Source organism: Amycolatopsis sp. SID8362, from assembly GCF_010550475.1.
In the GTDB taxonomy this organism is placed as follows: Bacteria; Actinomycetota; Actinomycetes; order Mycobacteriales; family Pseudonocardiaceae; genus Amycolatopsis; species Amycolatopsis eburnea.
In genome coordinates, this window is record NZ_JAAGNB010000135.1 from 67,308 (window position 1) to 87,393 (window position 20,086).

19 protein-coding genes are annotated in these 20,086 nt (G+C 69.1%); 7 read left to right on the forward strand and 12 right to left on the reverse strand.

Annotated features, from left to right (window positions below):
- Nucleotides 1-122 precede the first annotated feature (122 nt).
- Genes G3I65_RS05020 through gatC form a run of 4 tightly spaced genes read right to left on the reverse strand, consistent with a single transcriptional unit; the run spans nucleotide 123 to nucleotide 3,983 of the window.
- Complete coding sequence (locus G3I65_RS05020) at nucleotides 123-659, reverse strand: hypothetical protein (RefSeq protein ID WP_160695040.1); 537 nt, start codon at nucleotides 657-659, stop codon at nucleotides 123-125.
- Nucleotides 660-667: 8 nt separating this feature from the next.
- Nucleotides 668-2,173 carry an Asp-tRNA(Asn)/Glu-tRNA(Gln) amidotransferase subunit GatB gene (gene gatB, locus G3I65_RS05025; RefSeq protein ID WP_160695041.1) on the reverse strand — a complete coding sequence of 502 codons (1,506 nt, stop codon included), beginning with the start codon at nucleotides 2,171-2,173 and terminating at the stop codon, nucleotides 668-670.
- Nucleotides 2,170-3,687, reverse strand: a complete 1,518-nt coding sequence (gatA, locus tag G3I65_RS05030) for an Asp-tRNA(Asn)/Glu-tRNA(Gln) amidotransferase subunit GatA (protein ID WP_125306340.1) — start codon at nucleotides 3,685-3,687, stop codon at nucleotides 2,170-2,172. Before gatA ends, gatB begins: the two co-directional genes overlap by 4 nt.
- Nucleotides 3,684-3,983 carry an Asp-tRNA(Asn)/Glu-tRNA(Gln) amidotransferase subunit GatC gene (gatC, locus tag G3I65_RS05035; RefSeq protein ID WP_003080804.1) on the reverse strand — a complete coding sequence of 100 codons (300 nt, stop codon included), beginning with the start codon at nucleotides 3,981-3,983 and terminating at the stop codon, nucleotides 3,684-3,686. Before gatC ends, gatA begins: the two co-directional genes overlap by 4 nt.
- 236 nt (nucleotides 3,984-4,219) lie before the next feature.
- Between gatC and G3I65_RS05040 the strand changes: the two genes are divergently transcribed.
- Complete coding sequence (locus G3I65_RS05040) at nucleotides 4,220-4,873, forward strand: amino acid-binding protein (protein WP_163046647.1); 654 nt, start codon at nucleotides 4,220-4,222, stop codon at nucleotides 4,871-4,873.
- 64 nt (nucleotides 4,874-4,937) lie between these two features.
- Here G3I65_RS05040 and G3I65_RS05045 read toward each other — a convergent pair whose 3' ends face one another.
- The 4 genes from G3I65_RS05045 to G3I65_RS05060 form a co-directional block, all read right to left on the reverse strand.
- Entirely contained in the window at nucleotides 4,938-5,432 is a 495-nt protein-coding gene (locus G3I65_RS05045) for a GNAT family N-acetyltransferase (RefSeq protein WP_160695042.1), read from the reverse strand.
- Nucleotides 5,425-7,605 carry an NAD-dependent DNA ligase LigA gene (gene ligA, locus G3I65_RS05050; RefSeq protein WP_160695043.1) on the reverse strand — a complete coding sequence of 727 codons (2,181 nt, stop codon included), beginning with the start codon at nucleotides 7,603-7,605 and terminating at the stop codon, nucleotides 5,425-5,427. The genes G3I65_RS05045 and ligA overlap by 8 nt, the downstream gene beginning before the upstream one ends.
- 11 nt (nucleotides 7,606-7,616) lie before the next feature.
- A complete protein-coding gene (locus G3I65_RS05055; RefSeq protein WP_160695044.1) occupies nucleotides 7,617-8,321 on the reverse strand; it encodes a hypothetical protein in 705 nt (234 codons plus the stop codon).
- An 82-nt stretch (nucleotides 8,322-8,403) separates the two neighbouring features.
- Entirely contained in the window at nucleotides 8,404-9,441 is a 1,038-nt protein-coding gene (locus G3I65_RS05060) for a methionine synthase (protein ID WP_160695045.1), read from the reverse strand.
- Between the two features lie 134 nt (nucleotides 9,442-9,575).
- On the opposite strand from G3I65_RS05060, the gene G3I65_RS05065 reads away from it, so the two are divergent.
- From G3I65_RS05065 to G3I65_RS05085, 5 genes are all read left to right on the forward strand, one after another.
- Complete coding sequence (locus G3I65_RS05065) at nucleotides 9,576-10,400, forward strand: phospholipid scramblase-related protein (protein WP_160695046.1); 825 nt, start codon at nucleotides 9,576-9,578, stop codon at nucleotides 10,398-10,400.
- 104 nt (nucleotides 10,401-10,504) lie between these two features.
- Nucleotides 10,505-11,548, forward strand: coding sequence for an MBL fold metallo-hydrolase (locus G3I65_RS05070; RefSeq protein ID WP_160695047.1), 1,044 nt, complete (start codon nucleotides 10,505-10,507; stop codon nucleotides 11,546-11,548).
- A 78-nt stretch (nucleotides 11,549-11,626) separates the two neighbouring features.
- Nucleotides 11,627-12,028, forward strand: a complete 402-nt coding sequence (locus G3I65_RS05075; protein ID WP_160695048.1) for a GNAT family N-acetyltransferase — start codon at nucleotides 11,627-11,629, stop codon at nucleotides 12,026-12,028.
- A gap of 11 nt (nucleotides 12,029-12,039) precedes the next feature.
- Entirely contained in the window at nucleotides 12,040-12,492 is a 453-nt protein-coding gene (locus G3I65_RS05080; protein ID WP_160695049.1) for a GNAT family N-acetyltransferase, read from the forward strand.
- A 283-nt stretch (nucleotides 12,493-12,775) separates the two neighbouring features.
- Nucleotides 12,776-13,975, forward strand: a complete 1,200-nt coding sequence (locus tag G3I65_RS05085) for a DUF222 domain-containing protein (RefSeq protein WP_239070519.1) — start codon at nucleotides 12,776-12,778, stop codon at nucleotides 13,973-13,975.
- Between the two features lie 7 nt (nucleotides 13,976-13,982).
- Here the strand turns inward: G3I65_RS05085 and mnmA are convergent, their stop codons facing one another.
- The 4 genes from mnmA to G3I65_RS05105 all read right to left on the reverse strand — a co-directional run bounded on the left by mnmA (nucleotide 13,983) and on the right by G3I65_RS05105 (nucleotide 19,035).
- Nucleotides 13,983-15,074: a tRNA 2-thiouridine(34) synthase MnmA gene (gene mnmA / locus G3I65_RS05090; RefSeq protein ID WP_160695050.1), complete on the reverse strand. Its 1,092-nt coding sequence runs from the start codon at nucleotides 15,072-15,074 to the stop codon at nucleotides 13,983-13,985.
- Nucleotides 15,075-15,078: 4 nt separating this feature from the next.
- Entirely contained in the window at nucleotides 15,079-16,275 is a 1,197-nt protein-coding gene (locus G3I65_RS05095) for a cysteine desulfurase family protein (protein ID WP_160695051.1), read from the reverse strand.
- A gap of 64 nt (nucleotides 16,276-16,339) precedes the next feature.
- Nucleotides 16,340-17,707 (reverse strand): MFS transporter, encoded by a 1,368-nt coding sequence (locus tag G3I65_RS05100; protein WP_160695052.1) that lies wholly within the window; start codon nucleotides 17,705-17,707, stop codon nucleotides 16,340-16,342.
- A 44-nt stretch (nucleotides 17,708-17,751) separates the two neighbouring features.
- Complete coding sequence (locus G3I65_RS05105) at nucleotides 17,752-19,035, reverse strand: LuxR C-terminal-related transcriptional regulator (RefSeq protein ID WP_160695053.1); 1,284 nt, start codon at nucleotides 19,033-19,035, stop codon at nucleotides 17,752-17,754.
- A gap of 146 nt (nucleotides 19,036-19,181) precedes the next feature.
- Here G3I65_RS05105 and G3I65_RS05110 point away from each other — a divergent pair, with 146 nt between their 5' ends.
- Nucleotides 19,182-20,084, forward strand: coding sequence for an NADP-dependent oxidoreductase (locus G3I65_RS05110; protein ID WP_160695054.1), 903 nt, complete (start codon nucleotides 19,182-19,184; stop codon nucleotides 20,082-20,084).
- Nucleotides 20,085-20,086 lie beyond the last annotated feature (2 nt).

Genomic DNA, 20,086 nt, shown 5'->3' on the forward strand with positions numbered 1-20,086 from the left:
TCGGACGCCATCAGCCGCATCCTCCGACCCGGAGCCACGGCGCAGGTCAGCCGCTGTCACCCGCACCGCCGCCTCGAACGGCAGCACTTTCGCCGAGCGCCGCCACTCCGGCACCCACCCGATCAGCGGCTCTTGCTCCTGGGGTCGCGCTTCCGCGGCTGCCGGCTCTCGGCGCGAACTGCCCGGATGTCCAAGAAAGCGACAACAGCCGAAACGACCGCGGCGAACAGCCCGAGAAACCGCCCGAAGCCCGCACCGATGGCGATCCCGGCGGCGTCGAAGATGCCGCGCTGGTCGGCGTCGAACTCCCAGTCGAGCGTGAACCAGCCGAGCACCATCAGCAGGAGCGACGCCGCGGCGACCACCAGCCACAGGTGTGGCAGGCCGCTGACCCGCGCTTTCCGGATTCGCCCGAAAACGACCACGACCAGTCCGGCCAGCAGCAGCGGCAGCGGCGGGCACCAGGCGAAGAAGCTCGACTGCCACGCGTTCCGCACGACGTCGCTGTGCGGCAGGGACGAGAGGATGACCTCGATGTCCGGTTTGTTCGTGCTCAGCGTGGTCCACGGCAGGAACGTCGACCCCAGCGCGAGCAGCCCGGCCGTCAGGCCGAGCCACTCGCGCCAGGTGACGCTCTTGACGGAAAACGGCGACGTCATGAAAACGATCAGGAGCCGACGCGCTCGATGATCAGTTCCCGGACCCGCTTGGCGTCGGCCTGCCCCTTGGTCGCCTTCATGACCGCACCGACGATCGCGCCGGCCGCGGCGACCTTGCCGCCGCGGATCTTCTCGGCCACGTCCGGCTGCGCCGCCAGGGCCTCGTCGATCGCCGCGAGCAGAGCCGAGTCGTCCGAGACGACCTTCAGCCCGCGCTTCTCGACGACCTCGCGCGGCTCGCCCTCGCCGGCGAGCACGCCCTGGACGACCTCCTTGGCCAGCTTGTTCGTCAGCTCACCGGACGAAACCAGCGCGATGACCTCGGCCAGCTGCTTCGGCGTGATCGGCAGATCGGCCAGCTCGACCTCACGCGAGTTCGCCTCCTGCGCGAGGGTGTTGACCCACCAGCCGCGCGCCTCGTCCGGCGACGCACCGGCCTCGACGGTGGCCGCGACGAGGTCGACCGCACCGACGTTCAGCAGGTCACGCAGGGCTTCGTCGGAAAGTGACCATTCCTGCTGGATCCGCTTCCGCCGCTCCGAAGGCATCTCCGGCAGCGTGCCGCGCAGCTGTTCGACCCATTCGCGCGACGGCGCGATCGGGACCAGGTCGGGCTCCGGGAAGTACCGGTAGTCCTCCGCGGTCTCCTTCGTCCGGCCCGACGACGTCGTGCCGTCGGCCTCCTGGAAGTGCCGCGTCTCCTGCTTGATCGAACCGCCCTCGGCGAGGATGGCCGCCTGGCGCGTCATCTCGTAGCGAACGGCCCGTTCGACGCTCCGCAGCGAGTTGACGTTCTTCGTCTCGGTACGGGTACCGAACTCGGTCGCGTCCTTCGCCATCAGCGAAACGTTCGCGTCGCACCGCAGCGAGCCCTGGTCCATGCGGACGTCCGACACGTCGAGCGCGCGAAGCAGGTCACGCAACGCGCTGACGTACGCCCGCGCGACCTCGGGTGCCCGCTCGCCCGTGCCCTCGATCGGCTTGGTGACGATTTCGATCAGCGGAACGCCGGCCCGGTTGTAGTCGAGCAGCGAGTGCTCGGCACCGTGGATCCGGCCGGTGGCGCCACCGACGTGCAGCGACTTGCCGGTGTCCTCCTCCATGTGCGCGCGCTCGATCTCCACGCGCACGACTTCACCGTCGTCGAGCGTGACGTCGAGGTATCCGTTGAACGCGATCGGCTCGTCGTACTGCGACGTCTGGAAGTTCTTCGGCATGTCCGGATAGAAGTAGTTCTTCCGGGCGAACCGGCACCACTCGGCGATCTCGCAGTTCAGCGCGAGACCGATCCGGATCGCGCCCTCGACGGCCTTGCCGTTGACGGCCGGCAGCGCCCCGGGCAGGCCGAGGCAGGTCGGGCAGACCTTCGTGTTCGGCTCGCCGCCGAACTCGTTCGGGCAGCCGCAGAACATCTTCGTGTTCGTGTTCAGCTCGACGTGCACTTCGAGCCCGAGAACGGGGTTGAAGCGCTCGATGACGTCGGCGTAGTCCATCAACTCGGCCACGGCAGTCACTTCGTTCCTCCCAGCTCCGGGACCTTGTGGATGAGCGCCCCGCCGGCGGCGGCGTCGCGAGCGGCCTCGTAGGCGGCGCCGACCCGGTAGAGCCGGTCATCGGCGAGCGCCGGGGCCATGATCTGCAGGCCGACCGGCAGCCCGTCCTCGTCCGACAGCCCGCTCGGCACGCTCATGGCGGCGTTGCCGGCGAGGTTCGACGGGATCGTGCACAGGTCCGCGAGGTACATCGCCATCGGGTCGTCCACGCGCTCGCCGATCTTGAACGCCGTGGTCGGCGTCGTGGGCGAAACGAGGACATCGACCTTTTCGAAGGCGGCGTCGAAGTCACGCGTGATCAGCGTGCGCACCTTCTGCGCCGAGCCGTAGTACGCGTCGTAGTAGCCGGACGACAGCGCGTAGGTCCCGAGCATGATGCGCCGCTTGACCTCGGCGCCGAAGCCCTTTTCCCGCGTGAGCGACATGACCTCTTCGGCGCTGTGCGTGCCGTCGTCGGCGACGCGCAGGCCGTAACGCATGGCGTCGAACCGCGCGAGGTTCGACGAGCACTCGCTCGGCGCGATCAGGTAGTAGGCGGGCAGCGCGTAGACGAAATGCGGACAAGAGACCTCGACGACCTCGGCACCCAGCGCCCGCAGCTGCTCGACGGCGGCCTGGAACGACCGCTCGACGCCCGGCTGGTAGCCGTCCCCACCGAACTCCTTCACGACGCCGACCTTGACACCCTTGAGGTCACCCGTCATGCCCTGCCGGGCGGCGGCGACCACCGGCGGCACCGGCGCGTCGATGGAGGTGGAGTCCAGCGGGTCGTGCCCGGCGATGACCTCGTGCAGCAGCGCCGCGTCGAGCACCGTCCGCGCGCACGGACCGGCCTGGTCGAGCGATGACGAAAAAGCGACCAGGCCGTAGCGCGACACCCCGCCGTAGGTCGGCTTGACCCCGACGGTGCCCGTCACGGACCCCGGCTGCCGGATCGAGCCACCGGTGTCGGTGCCGATCGCGATGGCCGCCTCGAAGGCCGCGATCGACGCCGACGAACCACCACCCGACCCGCCCGGGATGCGGGCGTGGTCCCACGGGTTGTGCGTCGGGCCGTAGGCCGAGTTCTCCGTCGACGACCCCATGGCGAACTCGTCCATGTTGGTCTTGCCGAGGATGACGACGCCGGCCTCGCGCAGCTTGCGCGTCACGGTCGCGTCGTACGGCGGGATCCAGCCTTCGAGCGTTTTCGAACCACAGGTCGTCGGCACACCCTGGGTGGTCAGGACGTCCTTCAGCGCGAGCGGCACCCCGGCCAGCGCCGACGCGGGCGCCTTCCCCTCGGCGATGCCCTCGTCGACGGCCTTGGCCGCGGCCAGCGCGCCCTCGGTGTCGACGTGCAGGAACGCGTGGATGTGGTCGTCGACCTCGGCGATCCGGTCCAGGTGGGCCTGCGTGACCTCGACCGCGGACACTTCACGCGCGTGGATCTTCTCCGCCAGCTCCGCGGCGGTCAGCTTGATGAGCTCGGTCACTGCTCTTCCCCCAGAATCCGCGGCACCCGGAAACGCCCGTCCTCGGCGGCCGGCGCACCGGCCAGCGCCTGCTGCTGCGTCAGCCCGGGAACGACAACGTCCTGCCGGAAGACGTTCGTCAGCGGCACGGCGTGCGAGGTCGGCGGCACGTCGTCGGCGGCGACCTCGCTCACCTTGGCCACCGAGTCCAGGATCTGGTCGAGCTGGCCGGCGAAGACGTCGAGCTCGTCGTCGGTCACGGCCAGCCTGGCCAGCTTCGCGAGGTGCGCGACCTCGTCTCGGGAAATGTTGGGCACGCGGGTGACTCCCGGGTTGTGCTGTGCGGGTTGTCTCGGAAGCTGCAAGTCTATGGTGACGGCGCGGGCGGACTCGACTGGGTTACGCCCGGCGCAAGCCGAGTGCCGTCCGGCGACGCTCGCGTCCCGCCCGCCGGACAGCAGGTCCCGCGAGCCGGGCGGGTCTGTCACAATCGGCGACCGGCATTCAGCGTCCCACGGCAAGGCTGGGACGCCAGAGGTGAGAGGGGCGCGTGGTGTCGTTCCTGATCCGGGTCCTCCTTCCGGACAGCCCGGGGACCCTCGGCGCGGTCGCCACGGCGCTCGGCACGGTAGGCGCCGACATCCTCAGCGTGGACGTCGTCGAACGCGGCACCGGAGTGGCCGTGGACGACCTGGTCGTCGAACTCCCGTCGGGCCGCCTGCCCGACGCGCTGATCACGGCGGCGGAAAGCGTCGAAGGCGTCGAAGTGGACGCCGTCCGGCCCTATGCGGGTGTCCTGGACACCCATCGCGAGCTCGAGCTGGTCGAAGAGATCGCCGCGCAGCCGAAGTCGGGCCTCGACATCCTGGCCGAGGGCGTGCCCCGCATCGTCCGCGCCGGCTGGGCGATGGTCGTCGAGCACGCCGAAACCGGCGCGGTCCGGCTGGCGTCGTCGAGTGCCGCGCCGGAGACGCCCATCACCGACTTTCCCTGGCTGCCGCTGGAGCGCGCGACCGTCCTCGACGGCGAGGAGGCCTGGATCCCGGAGACGTGGAAGGAGCTCGGCACCGAGCTGGCCGCCACGCCGCTCGGCAAACCAGGCAAGGCGCTGCTGGTCGCCCGCCCGGGCGGCCCGGCCTTCCGAGCCGCCGAGGTCGCCCGGCTGGCCCACCTCGCGGGCATCGTCGCGGTCGTCCTCGACGGCTGACCCTGGAGCGGATTGACCCAGGGGCGAGCCCGCGCGGGCTCGCCCCTTTTCGACCAACCCCAGGTCAGACGTCGATTTGGTAGGCGATCAGGCTGATGTGCGGGAACGGCCGCCAGTCCCGCTCGGGCAGGCGCGCGAACCCGAGCCGCTCGTAGAGCCGGTGCGCGCTGCGCATGTCTTCGACGCTGCTCAGCACGACCTTGGGGATGCCCAGCGTCCGGGCGCGGTCGAGCACTGCCTTCGTCAGCGCCTCACCGATGCCCCGGCCCCGCGCCGACGGCGCGACCGCCAGCATCCGGAACTCCAGTTCGCCGGGACGCGAAATCTCGGCGAAACCAGACCCCGGGAGCACGACGGTCACAGTCCCGAGCACTTCCCCCGCACCATCGACGGCGACGAGGACCTCGGCCTGCTCGGCCCGCCGCGCGACGTCACGCAGCACGGCGTCGTACCCGACGTCACCGGCCAGGTGACCGTCGACGTCGTAAGCCCGGACCGTCACCTCCCCCGCCGCGGCGTACTCCTCGGAGCGCGGCGGCCGGATCTCGACATCACTCATCCGTCTCCCCAGGCTCGCCTTCGGAGGTCTCGTCCCCGGTCGGCAGCGCCACCTCCTGAGCCGCCTCGGGCCCCCGCTCCAGAAGGACGCGGAAGCCGCCTTCGTCGAGCACAGGGACCTTGAGCTGCACCGCCTTGTCGTATTTCGAACCAGGCGAATCCCCGACGACGACGAACGCGGTCTTCTTCGAAACCGACCCGGCGGCCTTGCCACCGCGAGCCATGATGACCTCCTTGGCTTCGTCGCGGGAGAAGCCGTCGAGCGAGCCCGTCACCACGATCGAAAGCCCTTCGAGGTTGCGCGGGATCGACTCGTCGCGCTCCTCTTCCATCCGGACGCCGGCGCGTCGCCATTTTTCGACGATCTCCCGGTGCCAGCCGACCTCGAACCATTCCTGCGTCGCATGGGCAATGGTCGGACCCACGCCGTCGACGTCGGCCAGCTCCTCTTCGGTGGCCTGCTCGATGCGTTCGATCGACCCGAACTCGCGGGCCAGCGCCTGGGCGGCAGTCGGCCCGACGTGCCGGATCGACAGCGCGACCAGCACCTTCCACAGCGGCCTGTCCTTCGCCGCGTCGAGGTTCGCGATCAGCTTTCGCGCGTTCGCCGACAACTCGCCGGCCTTGGTGCGGAACAGCTCGACCTCGGCGAGGCTCTCCTCGTTCAGATCGAAGACATCGCCCTCGTCGGCGACCACGCGGGCGTCGAGCAGCGCGACCGCCGCCTCGTACCCGAGGACCTCGATGTCGAAGGCACCGCGCCCGGCCAGGTGGAAGAGCCGCTCCCGCAGCTGCGCGGGGCAGAACCGCGTGTTGGGGCAGCGGATGTCCTTGTCGCCTTCCTTCTGGTAGGCGAGCTCGGTGCCGCATTCAGGACAGTGGGTGGGCATGACGAACTCGCGCTCGTCGCCCGTGCGCGCGTCCACCACCGGCCCGAGCACTTCGGGGATGACGTCGCCGGCCTTCCGGATGACGATCCGGTCGCCGATCAGCACGCCCTTGCGCTTGACCTCTTCCGCGTTGTGAAGCGTGGCCCTCGCCACCGTCGACCCGGCGACCTTGACCGGCTCGGTGACCGCGAACGGCGTCACCCGGCCGGTCCGTCCGACGCCGACCTGGATGTCCAGCAGTGTGGTGATGGCCTCTTCCGGCGGGTACTTGTACGCGATCGCCCACCGCGGCGCACGCGACGTCGTGCCCAGCCGCCGCTGCAGCGCCACCTGGTCGACCTTGATGACGACGCCGTCGATCTCGTGTTCGGCGTCGTGCCGGTGCTCGCCCCAGTAGACGATGTGCTCGGTGAGTTCCTCGGCCGTCGACAGGACCTTGCTGTGCGGCGACACCGGCAAGCCCCACGCCGCCAGCGCGTCGTACGCCTCCGACTGGCGCTGCGGCTCGAAACCCTCGCGCTTGCCGAGCCCGTGGCAGATCAGCCGCAGCCGCCGCTCACGGGTGATTTTGGGGTCCTTCTGCCGCAGCGAGCCGGCCGCGGTGTTGCGCGGATTCGCGTACGGCGGCTTCCCCGCTTCGACCATCTTCGCGTTCAGCTCGAGGAAGTCCTCGACGCGGAAGTAGACCTCGCCTCGCACCTCCACCAGGGCGGGCACCGGGAACTGATCGGTGCCGGTCAGCGTCTCCGGGACTTGGTCGAGCGTGCGGACGTTGAGCGTGACGTCCTCGCCGGTCCGGCCGTCACCCCGGGTGAGCGCGCGGGTGAGGTGGCCGTTTTCGTACAACAGGTTGATCGCCAGGCCGTCGATCTTCAGCTCGGCGAGGAACTCGGTGCGCCCGACCTCCTTTTCGACCCGTTCCACCCAGGTGAGGAACTCGTCCCGGTCGAACACGTTGTCCAGGCTGAGCATCCGCTCGAGGTGGTCGTACGCGGTGAACTCGGTCGAGAACGTGCCGCCGACCCGCTGGCTCGGCGAATCGGGTGTGACCAGCGCGGGGTGCGCTTCCTCGAGCTGCTGGAGCTCGCCCAGGAGCTCGTCGAACTGCCCGTCGGAGATGATCGGCGAGTCCAGGACGTAGTAGCGGAACTGGTGGTTCCGCAGTTCCTCGGCGAGGGCGCCGTGCCGCTCACGCACGTCGGCCGGGACGTCGGTGACGTCCTCGGCGGTCACGGGAGCGTCGACCGCCGCGATCTGGTCCTGGGGGAGTTCGGTGCTGCTCACGGGTGGTAACCCTAGCCGGGGGTACCGACATTTTCGTCCGGCCCGCTGGCCAGCCCACGGACCAGTTCACGGAACTCCAGAAGGGTGATCGCACCGGCCGGCTCGACCTCCGCGGTCTCGACGCGCCGTAGTCGTTCGGCGGCGAGCCGTTCACCCAGTGTGGCGTCGAGCGGCAGGAACGTCAGGGTCCGCCGGGTGACGTCGTCGAGGTCACCGAACCCGGGGTGGTAGACGGCGACGTCGACCACCCGCTCGTCGTCGTCCACCTGCGCGACGACCCGGACGTCGGCCAGCGCGATCCGGCGCTCGCCGAGGTTCACCGTGACCTCGGTCGGATCGGGCACCGGCGGAACCGAATCGTGGTACTCCCAGATCGCGTCGTCCGGCGGCGCGGCGGCCCGCCACGCGTCGGTGAACGGCCGCACCTCGGGATCCTCCTGACCGGTCACGACCAGGGCATAGATCGCTTGGCGACCACGTTCGAGGGAGAAGTGCAGCCGCGGGTGCAGCGCCTCGACCAGCTGGCAGAGCTCGTGCTCCACCCGGTGCGGTTCGCCCTCCCCAAGAGCGGCGCTGACCAGCGGAAGCAGCTCGAACCACCCCTGCCAGAACGCCTCCGCGGCGGCCGCCGGGTCGTCCGGCACGTGCTGCTCGGGCCAGGCGGTACGGGGGTCGGGCGGGTCGGCGACGGTGTTCTTGCGGCGAAACAGGCGCATGGTTGCGGACGGTCCTCGTTCAGTCGGCTACCGACACGCTAGTGGCCGGGTGGAGCCGACGTCGGCGAGTTGCCGGATTCCGTCACCAGCCTTCCGGCGGCTCCACGAAGGCCTTGCCCAGATCACGCGTCAGTGCGAGCGCCCGGCGCATCCATTCCGGCGTCGCGCCGGCCAGGCCGCAAGCAGGGGTCGGCACGGCACGTTCCGCGAGGACGCTGCGGTTGAAGCCGAGCCGATCGGCCAACCGGAACGCGGGCTCGCCGACGTCCTTGAGACTCGGCGGCGACGCGGGTCCCGTGGTGGGGACTGCTCCCAGGAACAGGGTCGCCCCGCCGTCCCACACCTCGCCGATCTCATCCAGGAAGGCGGCGGACGCACCGTCGAGCGCCGCGAGGTCGAAGGCCAGCGCGTCCGCACCAGCCTTGCGCAGCAGGCCGAGCGGTGGTTTGCCGGCGCAACAGTGCAGGATCACCGGCCGCCCAGTGATCCTGCGGGCGCCCTCGATCACGGTGGTGAGCAGGTCACGGGCCTCGGGCTCCGGGACCGCCGGGACGTTCCCGTAGCCGGACGGCGTCGACAGGCTGCCGGCCAGAACGGCGGGCAACGACGGCTCGTCGAACTGGACAACCACCAGCGCGCCGGTCCTGGCTTGCACCTCCGCGACATGGCCCGCGAGCCCGTCCAGCAGGGATGACGTGAAATCCCTCAAGGCGCCGCGGTCGGTGAGCACCCGGTGGCCTCTCGGCAGCTCGATCCCGGCGCCGAGCGTCCACGGCCCGGCGAGCTGGACCTTGAAGACGGGCGGGGTGGCCCCGGCCCTCTCCCTCGCTTCCTGGACGGCGTCGAGGTCCCAGCGAAGCAGGTCGACGGCCCGGCGATGGTCATGACCAGGCCGGGTCGCGACGCGATAGCCGCTCGGGACGACGTCGACGGCCAAGTCGACCAGCAACGCGGCGGTCCGGCCGAGCATGTCGGCCCCGACGCCGCGGGCCGGCAGCTCAGGCAGGTGCGGGAAGTCGGGCAGCTCGCCGAACACGACCGCGGCCGCCTCCGCGGGGTCGGTACCCGGCATCGAACCGATCGCCGTCGCGGCGCCGATGGGCCAAAGTCGCTCACTCACGACCACCGATTCTGGTCGACCACCCGCCGACGGCGCAGACCGGGCTGTCTCGGCAGCCAGCCTCGATGCGGACATTCGCCGCATTTCCGTTTACCGCCGCCACGAACGTGCCCTCGCGGATAGGCTGACCGGCCATGACGAGTTCGCCACCGCAGCCGGGCTGGTATCCCGATGCGCGGGACCCCCGTCTGCATCGATGGTGGGACGGCCAGGCCTGGACCGCCAACACCCGTCCCGCCCACCAGGCACCACCGCCGAGCGACTCGACGCCGATCGAGCTGGACATCGAACGCGGCCACGATCCCGCTCGGATCCAGAACCAGGTCACCCGCGCGATGCGCGGCCGCGGGGCGGCACGCAGCGGCGGGGGCACCCTGTTCACCGAGCCGGTGCTGGTGGTCAACCAACGCGCCAAGCTGATCGAGATGGCCAACGAGTTCGGTGTCTTCGATCAGAACGGGAACCGCCTCGGCGGCGTGGTGGAGGTCGGCCAGAGCACGCTGAAGAAGGCGATCCGGCTCCTGACCAAGTACGACCAGTTCCTGACCCACAAGTTCGAGGTCCGCGACGCCAACCACAGCACAGTGCTGAAGGTGACCCGGCCCGCGAAGGTGTTCAAATCACGCTTCCTGGTCACTCGCGCCGACGAGACCCCGATCGGCGAGATCGTGCAGGAGAACGTCTTCGGGAAGATCCGCTTCGGCTTCATCGTGGACGGCCGTTCGGTCGGCGGGATCTTCGCCGAGAACTGGCGAGCCTGGAACTTCTCGATCCGCGACCACACCGGCACCGAGGTCGCCCGGGTCACGAAGACGTGGGGCGGCTTCATCAAGGCCGCTTTCACGACGGCTGACAACTACGTCGTGGAGATCCCCCACCCCCTGCCCGATCCGCTCGCCAGCATGGTCGTCGCCGCGGCGCTCACGATCGACACCGCACTGAAGCAGGACACCGACTGATCAAGTGACCGGCGTCTCATCTCCTCCCGGTGGACAGCGGGCCCGGCACGGCTCAATGTGAATAAAGGCCGGGACGCCGCAGTCTCGCCGGGACGGAGGTCACCGTGGAACCGTTGCCGGAAAACAGCGACAGGAGCTGGACCGAGCCCGGGATCTACGAGGTCTCGGCCGGTGTCTACCGAATCCCCTTGCCGCTGCCGAACGACGGTCTGCGCGCGGTCAACGTCTACGCGGTCACCGATGGCGAGAAGCTAGTCCTGGTCGATTCGGGTTGGGCACTGAGCGTGGCCCGACAACAGCTTGCGGATGCCCTCGGTGGCATCGGCGCGGAACTCGCTGACGTGAGCGAATTCCTGGTCACCCACGTGCACCGGGACCACTATTCGCAGGCTGTCGTCCTCCGCCGCGAATTCGGCTCGAAGATCGCCCTCGGCCAGGACGAGGAACCATCGCTCAAGGCGTCGGGCAATCCCGACCGGTTGCCGATGGAGGCCCAGGTCGATCTCCTGTTTCAGGCCGGCGCCGCCGAAGTCGTCGAGGCGCTCGCTCGGGAATTCGGCACGAACCGGCGCCACACGGAAGCCGATCTCTGGGAGGCGCCCGACGAATGGCTGACACCTGGCCGCCGGCCGATCCTGCCCGGCCGCGAGTTCAACGTCGTCGCCACCCCCGGACACACGGCCGGGCACGTGGTCTTCGTCGACGACACCGCCGAACTGTTGTTCTCCGGTGACCACGTGCTGCCGCACATTACACCGTCGATCGGGTTCCAGCCCGTTCCCGCCGAGTTGCCGCTCAACGACTTCATCGGCTCTCTCCGCCTGGTGCGCGCGATGCCGGACCGCCGAATGCTTCCCGCGCACGGCCCCGTGTCCGACAGCGTGCACACGCGAGTCGACGAACTGCTGGAACACCATCGGCAGCGCCTCGAAACGATGGGATCCCAGATCGCAGCCGGTGCGACCACCGCCAACGAAGCCGCGCACCGGGTCGGCTGGACCCGCCGGAACCGCAAGCTGTCCGAAATGGACTCGTTCAACCAGATGCTCGCGGTCCTGGAAACCGCCGCTCACCTCGACCTGCTGGCGTCGCAAGGAAAACTGACAACGCAGATCGTCGACGGCGTTCGGCACTACACGGTAGCTTGATGATCGCGTAGGCAGCACCGGGAGTAGCCGCCCCGTAACAGCGACAGCCATCGCCGGGCGTCCTGCATACTGGGTGAAATGGATGTCATCAGACGCGCCCGCACCACGGACATCGAGGCGCTTGAGCGCCTGTTCGGCGCGCACGATGAGCCGTTGGCAGCGACACTCCGTGAGCTCATGAACACCCCTCACGTCTCGCTGGTCGTGGCCGAGGACCACAACGGCATCGTCGGAACCGCACAACTGACGGTGCTTCAAGGACTCTCGTGGAACGGCGCGACCCGCGGCCTGCTCGAAGGCATCCGCGCCACCCGACGCGGCGTGACGAGTGCGCTTCTGACCTGGGGTATAGACGAAGCCCGCCGGCGAGGCTGCGCTCGTGTCCACCTGGACTCCGGTCTCACTCGCGGCGAGCTGCGGGAGTTCTATGCGCGCTTCGGTTTCGAGCACAGCTATCAAGGCTTCACCCGCGCGCTGTGATACTGGGTGTTGTGACCGAATACGTGATCCGCAGAGCACGACGTGAGGATATCGGTGCAATCGTGCGCATGCTGGCGGACGACCAGCTGGGCGCTACCCGAGACGACCCTGACGACCTTGCCCCCTATCTGCGCGCATTCGACGAAATCGTCAAAGATTCCAATCAGCTGCTGGTCGTCGTCGCGTCCGACGACGAACCGGTCGGAACGCTGCAACTGACGATCATCCCCGGCCTCGCCCGACGAGGCGCGTTTCGCGGTCAGATCGAAGCCGTACGTGTCCACGCGGACCACCGCGGCTCCGGGCTGGGCGCCGACCTCATGCAGTGGGCGATCACCGAGTCGCGGCGGCGCGAGTGCGCACTCGTGCAGCTCACGTCCGACACCTCCCGAGCGGACGCGCACCGCTTCTACGAACGCCTCGGTTTCGTCCCGAGCCACACGGGATTCAAGCTCAAGCTCTGAGCAATACCACCCACACCGCCAGCCAATCGCCATTCTGTCCACTTCGGACACAAAGGCACTCGAGCCACCTCCTGCACGACCAGACACGAACGTCTACGCACGCAAACCATTCCGAATTAATTGCACTACGTCAAGCCATGAGGGGCGCGAACGGACCGTTCGCGCCCTTTCGATGACTTTTTCCGCGAGCCGTCGTACGGTCGAACTCATGGCACCTTCCCAACCAGTACGCAAGCTCGTCACTGCAACCGACTCCACGAGCAGCGACGACAGACTCCCCACGATGCTGCGCTCGGTCCGTTGTGACCCGGAATCGTTGCAGCGCATGAAAGACGACCAAGTCATCGACCTCATCCGCGATACCGACGCGGAGATCTCCAAGCTCCAAGCTGTTCAGTTGAGAGCGATCGCAAATCTGAGTGTGCGGCGGAGACGTGAGCCCAGCGCAGCTTCGGAAGTAGCACTCGCCCTGTCGATAACCGAACATCGCGCCAGAGCCATCGTTTCGGCTGCCAGCGCACTGATCGTCCGGCTCCCCCGCATGTTGAACCTCATGGACGACGGCAGACTCGATCTCTACCGCGCCATGAAGGTCACCGACGCGACGGCCTGGTTGTCCCAAGAACACATAGGCGCCGTCGATGCGACACTCGAGGACCGAGTCCCGGGTAGGAACGCCACTCAGGTCCGTCGAGCGGCAACCTACGCGGCCGCGCAAGCCGACCCGCAAGGCGCGGCACTCCGTACCGAGCAGAAACTCATCGAGCGGCGTCTCGCGCTGCACCACCAGGACACCGGCGTGACCCACATTTCGGTCAACAACGCGCCGACCGAGAAGGCGACCGCTGCCTACGCCCGCATCGATCGGGCCGCGCGAGCGCTGAAGACTCCGCAAGAGGCTCGCTCCCTCGATCAGCTCCGCGCGGATGTGGCCATGGATCTGCTGCTCAGCGGCACGGGCGGCCCGAGCGAGCGCACCGAGGTCTTCCTGCACATCGACCTCGACACATACCTCGGCCTCAGCGAAACGCCAGCGGCTTTGGCCGGCCGCGGACCGATCGCCGCCGCGGTTGCCCGCAACATCATCGGCGGGCCCAACACAGCACTGCGACGGGTTCTCACCGAGCCGCGTACCGGTCAAGCCCTCGAACTCTCGCCGACGCGCTATCCCCTCCACCAGGACGAGTTCATCCGGGTCCGGGACCAGGAATGCCGGCAGCCGGGATGCACACGTCCTGCACAGAATTGCGGGATCGAAGCGACCCGTCCCGTGGGCGGAGCCGAAGGCACAGCGGATCAGCCCGTCACTTATTGCTCACGACATCGCAGGCTGAAGAGACAACCCGGTTGGGACTACGAAATCACCTCGGATGGCACCGTGAACGTCGCGACGCCGGCAGGGCAAGTGCATTCGACGACGCCACCGTCGATCCAGCCAGAGCAACGGCGGGGTAACCGAAGCCGAAAGAAGACTCGGAAGTGATGGGTGATCAGCGAGTACCGGAGATCTTCGCGCTGCCCAGGACGACGTCCCCGCCTTCGGAGTCCGGCCGGTAGAGAACGACGACCTGGCCCGGAGCGACTCCGCGGAGCGGCTCACGCAGGTGCACTGTCATGGTGTCGGAGTCCACGTCGGCGACCGCGTCGACAATGCCTCCATGAGCCCTGACCTGGACCACGCACTCGGTCGGTTCGGTCAGCGGGTTGCCGCTGGGCCAGATCGCTCGATCAGCCTCGATTACCTTGACGCCGAGCTCGGCGGCAGGACCGACCTTGACGGAGCCGGACACCGGTTCGAGCGACAGGACGTACCGCGGACGGCCGTCCGGCGCCGGAGCGTCGATCCCCAGGCCCTTGCGCTGGCCGACCGTGAATCCGTGCACTCCGGTGTGCCGGCCGAGGACCGCACCCGTCTCCGCGTCGACGAGCTCACCCGGACGTTGCCCCAAGCGGTTTTCCAGGAACTTCTTGGTGTCGCCGTCCGGGATGAAGCAGATATCGTGACTGTCGGGCTTGTTGGCAACAGACAAGCCTCGCCGCTCTGCCTCCGCTCGAACATCAGACTTCCAGGAGTCGCCGAGGGGGAACATGGCGTGGCTGAGCTGTTCCGCGGTCAGGGAAGCGAGCACGTAGGATTGGTCCTTGCCGCTGTCCGCGCTACGGCGAAGCTCAGGCACACCGTCGACAACCGACAGGCGCGCATAGTGACCGGTAGCGACCGCGTCGAAGCCGAGCGCCATCGCCTTCTCGAGAAGAGCTTCGAACTTGATCTTCTCGTTGCAGGTCACGCACGGGTTAGGGGTGCGTCCGGCGGCGTATTCGCCGACGAAGGTCTCGACGACCTCTTCGGTGAATCGCTCGGCGAAATCCCAGATGTAGAAAGGAATGCCAAGAATATCCGCGGCTCGCCGGGCATCGTGCGAGTCTTCGATCGTGCAGCACCCTCGCGAACCGGTTCGCAACGTTCCCGGTTTGGCCGACAGCGCCAGGTGCACGCCAACGACGTCGTGCCCGGCATCCACCGCGCGCGCTGCGGCGACTGCCGAGTCCACTCCTCCGCTCATCGCGGCCAAAACCCGCATTGCCTTACACCTCTTGCTTCTGGGTCTTCTTGCGCATTCCGGCGAGGCCGGCCTGCCGTGCACGCAGGACGACTCCGCCGATCTCCGCGGCCACTGCCTCGACATCGGTAACTGTGGATGTGTGACCAAGAGAGAAACGGAGGGAACCGCGGGCCGCGGCCGGATCGGCCCCCATGGCGAGCAGCACGTGGCTCGGCTGGGCGACGCCGGCAGTGCATGCCGATCCAGTCGAGCATTCAATGCCCTTGGCGTCGAGCAGCATCAGCAAGCTGTCACCAGCACATCCAGGGAACGTGAAGTGAGCGTGGCTGGGCAGCCTCTCGCCGTCCCCGCCGTTGAGGATGACGTCGGGGACTTCGCGCTGGATGACCTCGACGAGCTCGTCCCGGAGTCCCTCCACGCGCTTGGCGTAATCAGCTCGCGTGGTGACGCTGGTCCGAACTGCTGCTGCGAAACCCACGATGGCCGGGACATCCAAGGTGCCGGAACGGACATTGCGTTCCTGGCCACCGCCGTGCAGCAGAGGCACGCAAGTCACATCCCGTCCGAGCAGCAGCGCTCCCACGCCGATCGGACCACCGAGCTTGTGCCCGGTCAGGGTCAGGGCCGCTGCGCCGCTCGCGGCGAAATCCACGGGAACGGCGCCGACAGCTTGAACCGCATCAGTGTGGAATGGGATTTCGAACTCGGCGCATACTGCCGCCAGGCCGGCGATCGGGTTGATCGTGCCGACCTCGTTGTTGGCCCACATCACAGTGGCCAGCGCCACGGTGTCGGGCTCCTCGGCGATGGCTGCGCGGAGGACGTCAGGCGAAACGCGTCCCTGGTTGTCCACGTCGAGCAAGACGACCTCGGCGCCGCAGTGGGCTTCGAGCCATTCGACAGTGTCGAGTACTGCGTGGTGCTCCGCGGCACCGCATAGGACGCGACGGCGCTGCTCTCGTTCTTCGTGGCGAGCCCAGTAGATGCCTTTGATCGCGAGATTGTCGCTCTCGGTGCCGCCGCCGGTGAAGATGACTTCGGAGGGACGAGCGCCCAGCGCGTCAGCGATGGTTTCGCGGGCTTCCTCGACCATCCGGCGAGCTCGGCGGCCCGAAGAATGCAGCGCGGAGGCGTTGCCCACGGTGGACAGCGCCTCGGTCATCGCCGCTATGGCTTCGGGCAACATCGGAGTAGTCGCCGCGTGGTCGAGATAGGTCATCGCTCTACCAGAGTAGTCCGCTCCAGCGCGTGACCAAGCCCACCCTGGCCGTCGAAGTGGGCTGTCACACCTTTGACGGCCACCGCCCGGTCAGCCGGACGCCCAGCAGCGCCAACGTCGCCAATGCGAGGGTGAGCAGGGCCATCGCCGGCGACGGGTCGAGTACCGAGCCGACCACGCCGAGCAGGACGCCGCCCAAGCCGATCAGCAGGGCGGAACCCACCCAGTCTGCGAGCTGCATCGCTGAGGTATTGAAGCCGCGTTCACCTTCGGGTGAGTAGCGCAGCAGGAGAACCGATATCGCGGGCATCGCGATCCCCATGCCTGCACCACCGACCGCGCAGGCCACGAATGCGAGCCAGCCTGGGCACCAGGGCTGCGAGACCAGGCCGAAGCAGACGAGCCCCGCCGCGACCAGCCAAAACCCTGTGCGCAGCGAGGCCTCCCTCGACCAGTTGAGGAACCGGCCTTGGGCTGCCGACGCCGCGGACCAGCCCAACGCCGTGATCGTCAGGGGCAGGCCGGCGAGAGCGGGGCCGTAGCCGTGGACGGCGCTCATCGTCAGCGGCAGGTACGCCTCCATCCCGGCGTACGCGCCCGCGATCAGGGCGCGCGAAGCGACGACTGTCGGCAGGCCCGGGCGGGAGGTCAGCGTTCCGACCGGCAGGAGGGTACGCAGGGCGTAGCCCAGGGCTACGAGGCCAAGCGCGCCGTAGCCGAGCGAAAGGAGGGAGTGGTGCTGGGCCGCCCACGTCAGTGCCGCGACGCCGAGGGCGGCGATGATCGCCTGGGGCACGCTCGCGCGGCGACCGTCGAGGGCGGGTGCGTGCGGGGGCAGCCGTCGGATGACCACGAGGAGCATGACCGCTCCGACGACCACGAGCGGGACCAGGCCGAGGAAGATCCAGCGCCAGCCGATGCTGACCGTGACCAGGCCGGCGACCGAGGGGCCGATGACCGCCGGCAGGACCCAAGCTGCCGCGTTGGCCGCGTAGATGACCGGGCGTTCGTGGTCGGTGAACGTCAGCGCGATCAGGAGTGAGACCGAGACCAGGAGCAGGCCGGAACCGAAGCCCTGCAATGCGCGGCCGAGGAGGAAGACCGGCATGCCGTTCGCCGCTCCCGCGACGATCAGGCCGGTCGCGAACAGCGCGGGGCCGGCCAGCAACGCCGGTGCGGGGCCACGGCGGTCGCCGATGCGGCCTGACAGGACCGTGGCGACCACGCTGGAGATGAGGAAGGTCGTGAAGGGCCACGAGTACAGCGCCAGGCCGTCGAGGTCGGCGACCAGGGTCGGCATCGCCGTCGCCACGCCCATGTTCTCGAAAGCGACCAACGTGACCACGAGCAGCAGGGCGATCGTCGTCAGGCGGTGTTCCGCGCTCCACAGCACACTTCGGCGGCGAGGTGCGGAATCGATCGTCGAGGCCATGATCAGCAGCGTGCAACCTCCAGCCCGCTGGAGGTCAAGACGCCTCAGGCCGTGCGGTGGGTCACCGGGTCCAGGGGCAGGTCGCGGGCCAGGGCGGCGGCCTCGCCGCGGGAGGTCACGCTCAGCTTCTCAAGAATGTTGCGGACGTGGAACTTGACCGTGTGCTCGCTGAGCTGCAGCTGTTCGGCGATCTGCCGGTTGCGCAAGCCCTGGGAGATGCCCGATAGGACCTCCAGTTCGCGCGGGTTGAGGCGGTCCAGCGGGCGCAGCTCCGGCGGTTCGGCCACGCCGAGCGGGAGGACCGCCGTGATCGTCGTGCCCCAGCCGGGTACCGCGTCGACCTCCCAGTGGCCGCCCAGGGCGGTGAGGCGGTCGGTCAGGCCGCGGGCCGGGATCGCGTCGGCGACCTCCGGGCAGTCGTCACGGACGGTGATGCGGAGCGTTGTTCCGTCCAGGCGCCAGGACGCTCGGAGACGGGTCGTCGTCGGGCGGTCCAAGGCGGCGAGCACCAGGCCACGGGTCAGGGTGCGGGCCGTGTGGGCGATGTCCTGCGGGAGGGACGCGTCGCCGATCGGGTCGGCGAGGTCGACGTCGACCTCCGTGTGGCGCACCAGGTCGGCCAGCTGGGTCTTCAACACCGCGAAGGCCGTGTCGGCCTGTTCGACCGACAGGACCTGGTCGCGGTCGACCACGCCCTTGAGCTCGAGCAGCGCGTCGGCCGCGAGGTCGACCGCGGTGCGGCGGGCGGCGGTGTCCGAGAGGCGGCTGGAACGGAGCACCGCCAGGAGCGTGGCCAACGTCGCCGCGTGGGTCTGGCCGAGGTCGGTGATCGCCTGGGCTCGGGCGGAGGCCGCGGCGAGGCTGCTGGCCAGGACGTCCGGGCCCGGGTCCGTCGCGCGCTGGGCGGCGTCCGTGCTGACGATGTGCCACAGCTGAGCGGCCAGCTCCAGGTCGACAGCGTGCAGTTCCCCGGCCTCGGGCACCACGGCGAGCACGGCGCCCTTGCCGATCGCCGGCGTCGAGGCGAGCAGGACGATGCGGCGTTCGGTTCCACCCAGGTCGCCGTCGATGACCAGGGCTTTGCCCGGCTCGCTGCGGTCGGCCAGGCGCTGCAGCTCGACGCTCGTCACGGTCGCTGTAATCGTCTCGTCGCCGACGGCCTTGAGCGGGCTGCGGGGGCAGTCGCCCGTCTGCATCGCGGCGGCTCGGTGCGGGATCAGCCGCCCCAGTTCGGTGGAGAACCGGCTGAGGAACTGGGGCCGAGGGGCCGACAGCAGCCGGTCGACGACGTCGAGCACGTGCCGCGGGTCCGACCAGGAAGCGTCCATGACCCCCAAGGTAGGCGCGTCCGCCGTCGGGCGGCCTGCTCGTCCGGCTAGTGAACACTGCTCGTCCGGGTGGTTCGGCGGGGGCGCCGGGGCGAGTTGACTATGTGACGAGGAAGTTCTCACCGACCGAGGAGTGCCGAACAACCATGCGAGCGATCACCTTCTCCGCTTACGGCGGACCGGACGTCCTGCAGCTGTCCGAGGTGCCGGTGCCGGAGCCCGGCCCGGGGCAGGTGCGGCTGGCCGTGCGGGCCGCCGGCGTCAACCCGATCGACTGGAAGATCCGCAACGGCTTCATGCAGCAGAACTTCCAGGTCGCCTTCCCGCACACGCCCGGTCTCGAGGTCGCCGGGGTCGTCGACGCCGTCGGTGAGGGCGCGGACTTCGCCGTCGGTGACGAGGTGTTCGGCTGGTCCGAGACCGGCGCTTACGCCGAGTACGCGCTGGCGAAGACGCTCGCGCCGAAGCCGGCGAGCCTTTCGTGGGCGGACGCCGCGGCGTTGCCGGTCGCCGGGGAAACCGCGCTTCGCGTCCTCGGGCTGCTGGGCGTCCGCGAGGGCGAGACGCTGCTGCTCCACGGCGCCAGCGGCACCGTCGGGCGGTTCGCCGCCCAGGTCGCCGTCGCGCAGGGGGTGACCGTCATCGGGACCGGCGGGAGCCGCAGCCTCGACGCCCTGAAGTCGCTGGGCGTCGTTCCCGTGCGCTACGGCGACGGCTGGGTGGAGCGCGTCCGCGAGGCCGCGTCCGGGCCGATCGACGCCGTGTTCGACGCCGTCGGGCACGGGGTGCTGCCCGGGTCCGTCGAGCTGCGGGGCACGAAGGACCGGGTCGTCACCATCGCCGACGCGGCCGCGTTCGAGCTGGGGATCACGTTCTCCAGCGGGGGTGAGCAGAGCCGCGAGGTGCTGACCGGGATCGCCGGCTGGGTGACCGACCACGGCGTCGGTCTCGCACACGGCAAGAGCTACCCGCTCGCCGACGCGGCCGCCGCGCAGACCGAGAGCGAGGGCGGGCATCCCGGCGGGAAGCTCACGATCACCGTCGGCTGAAC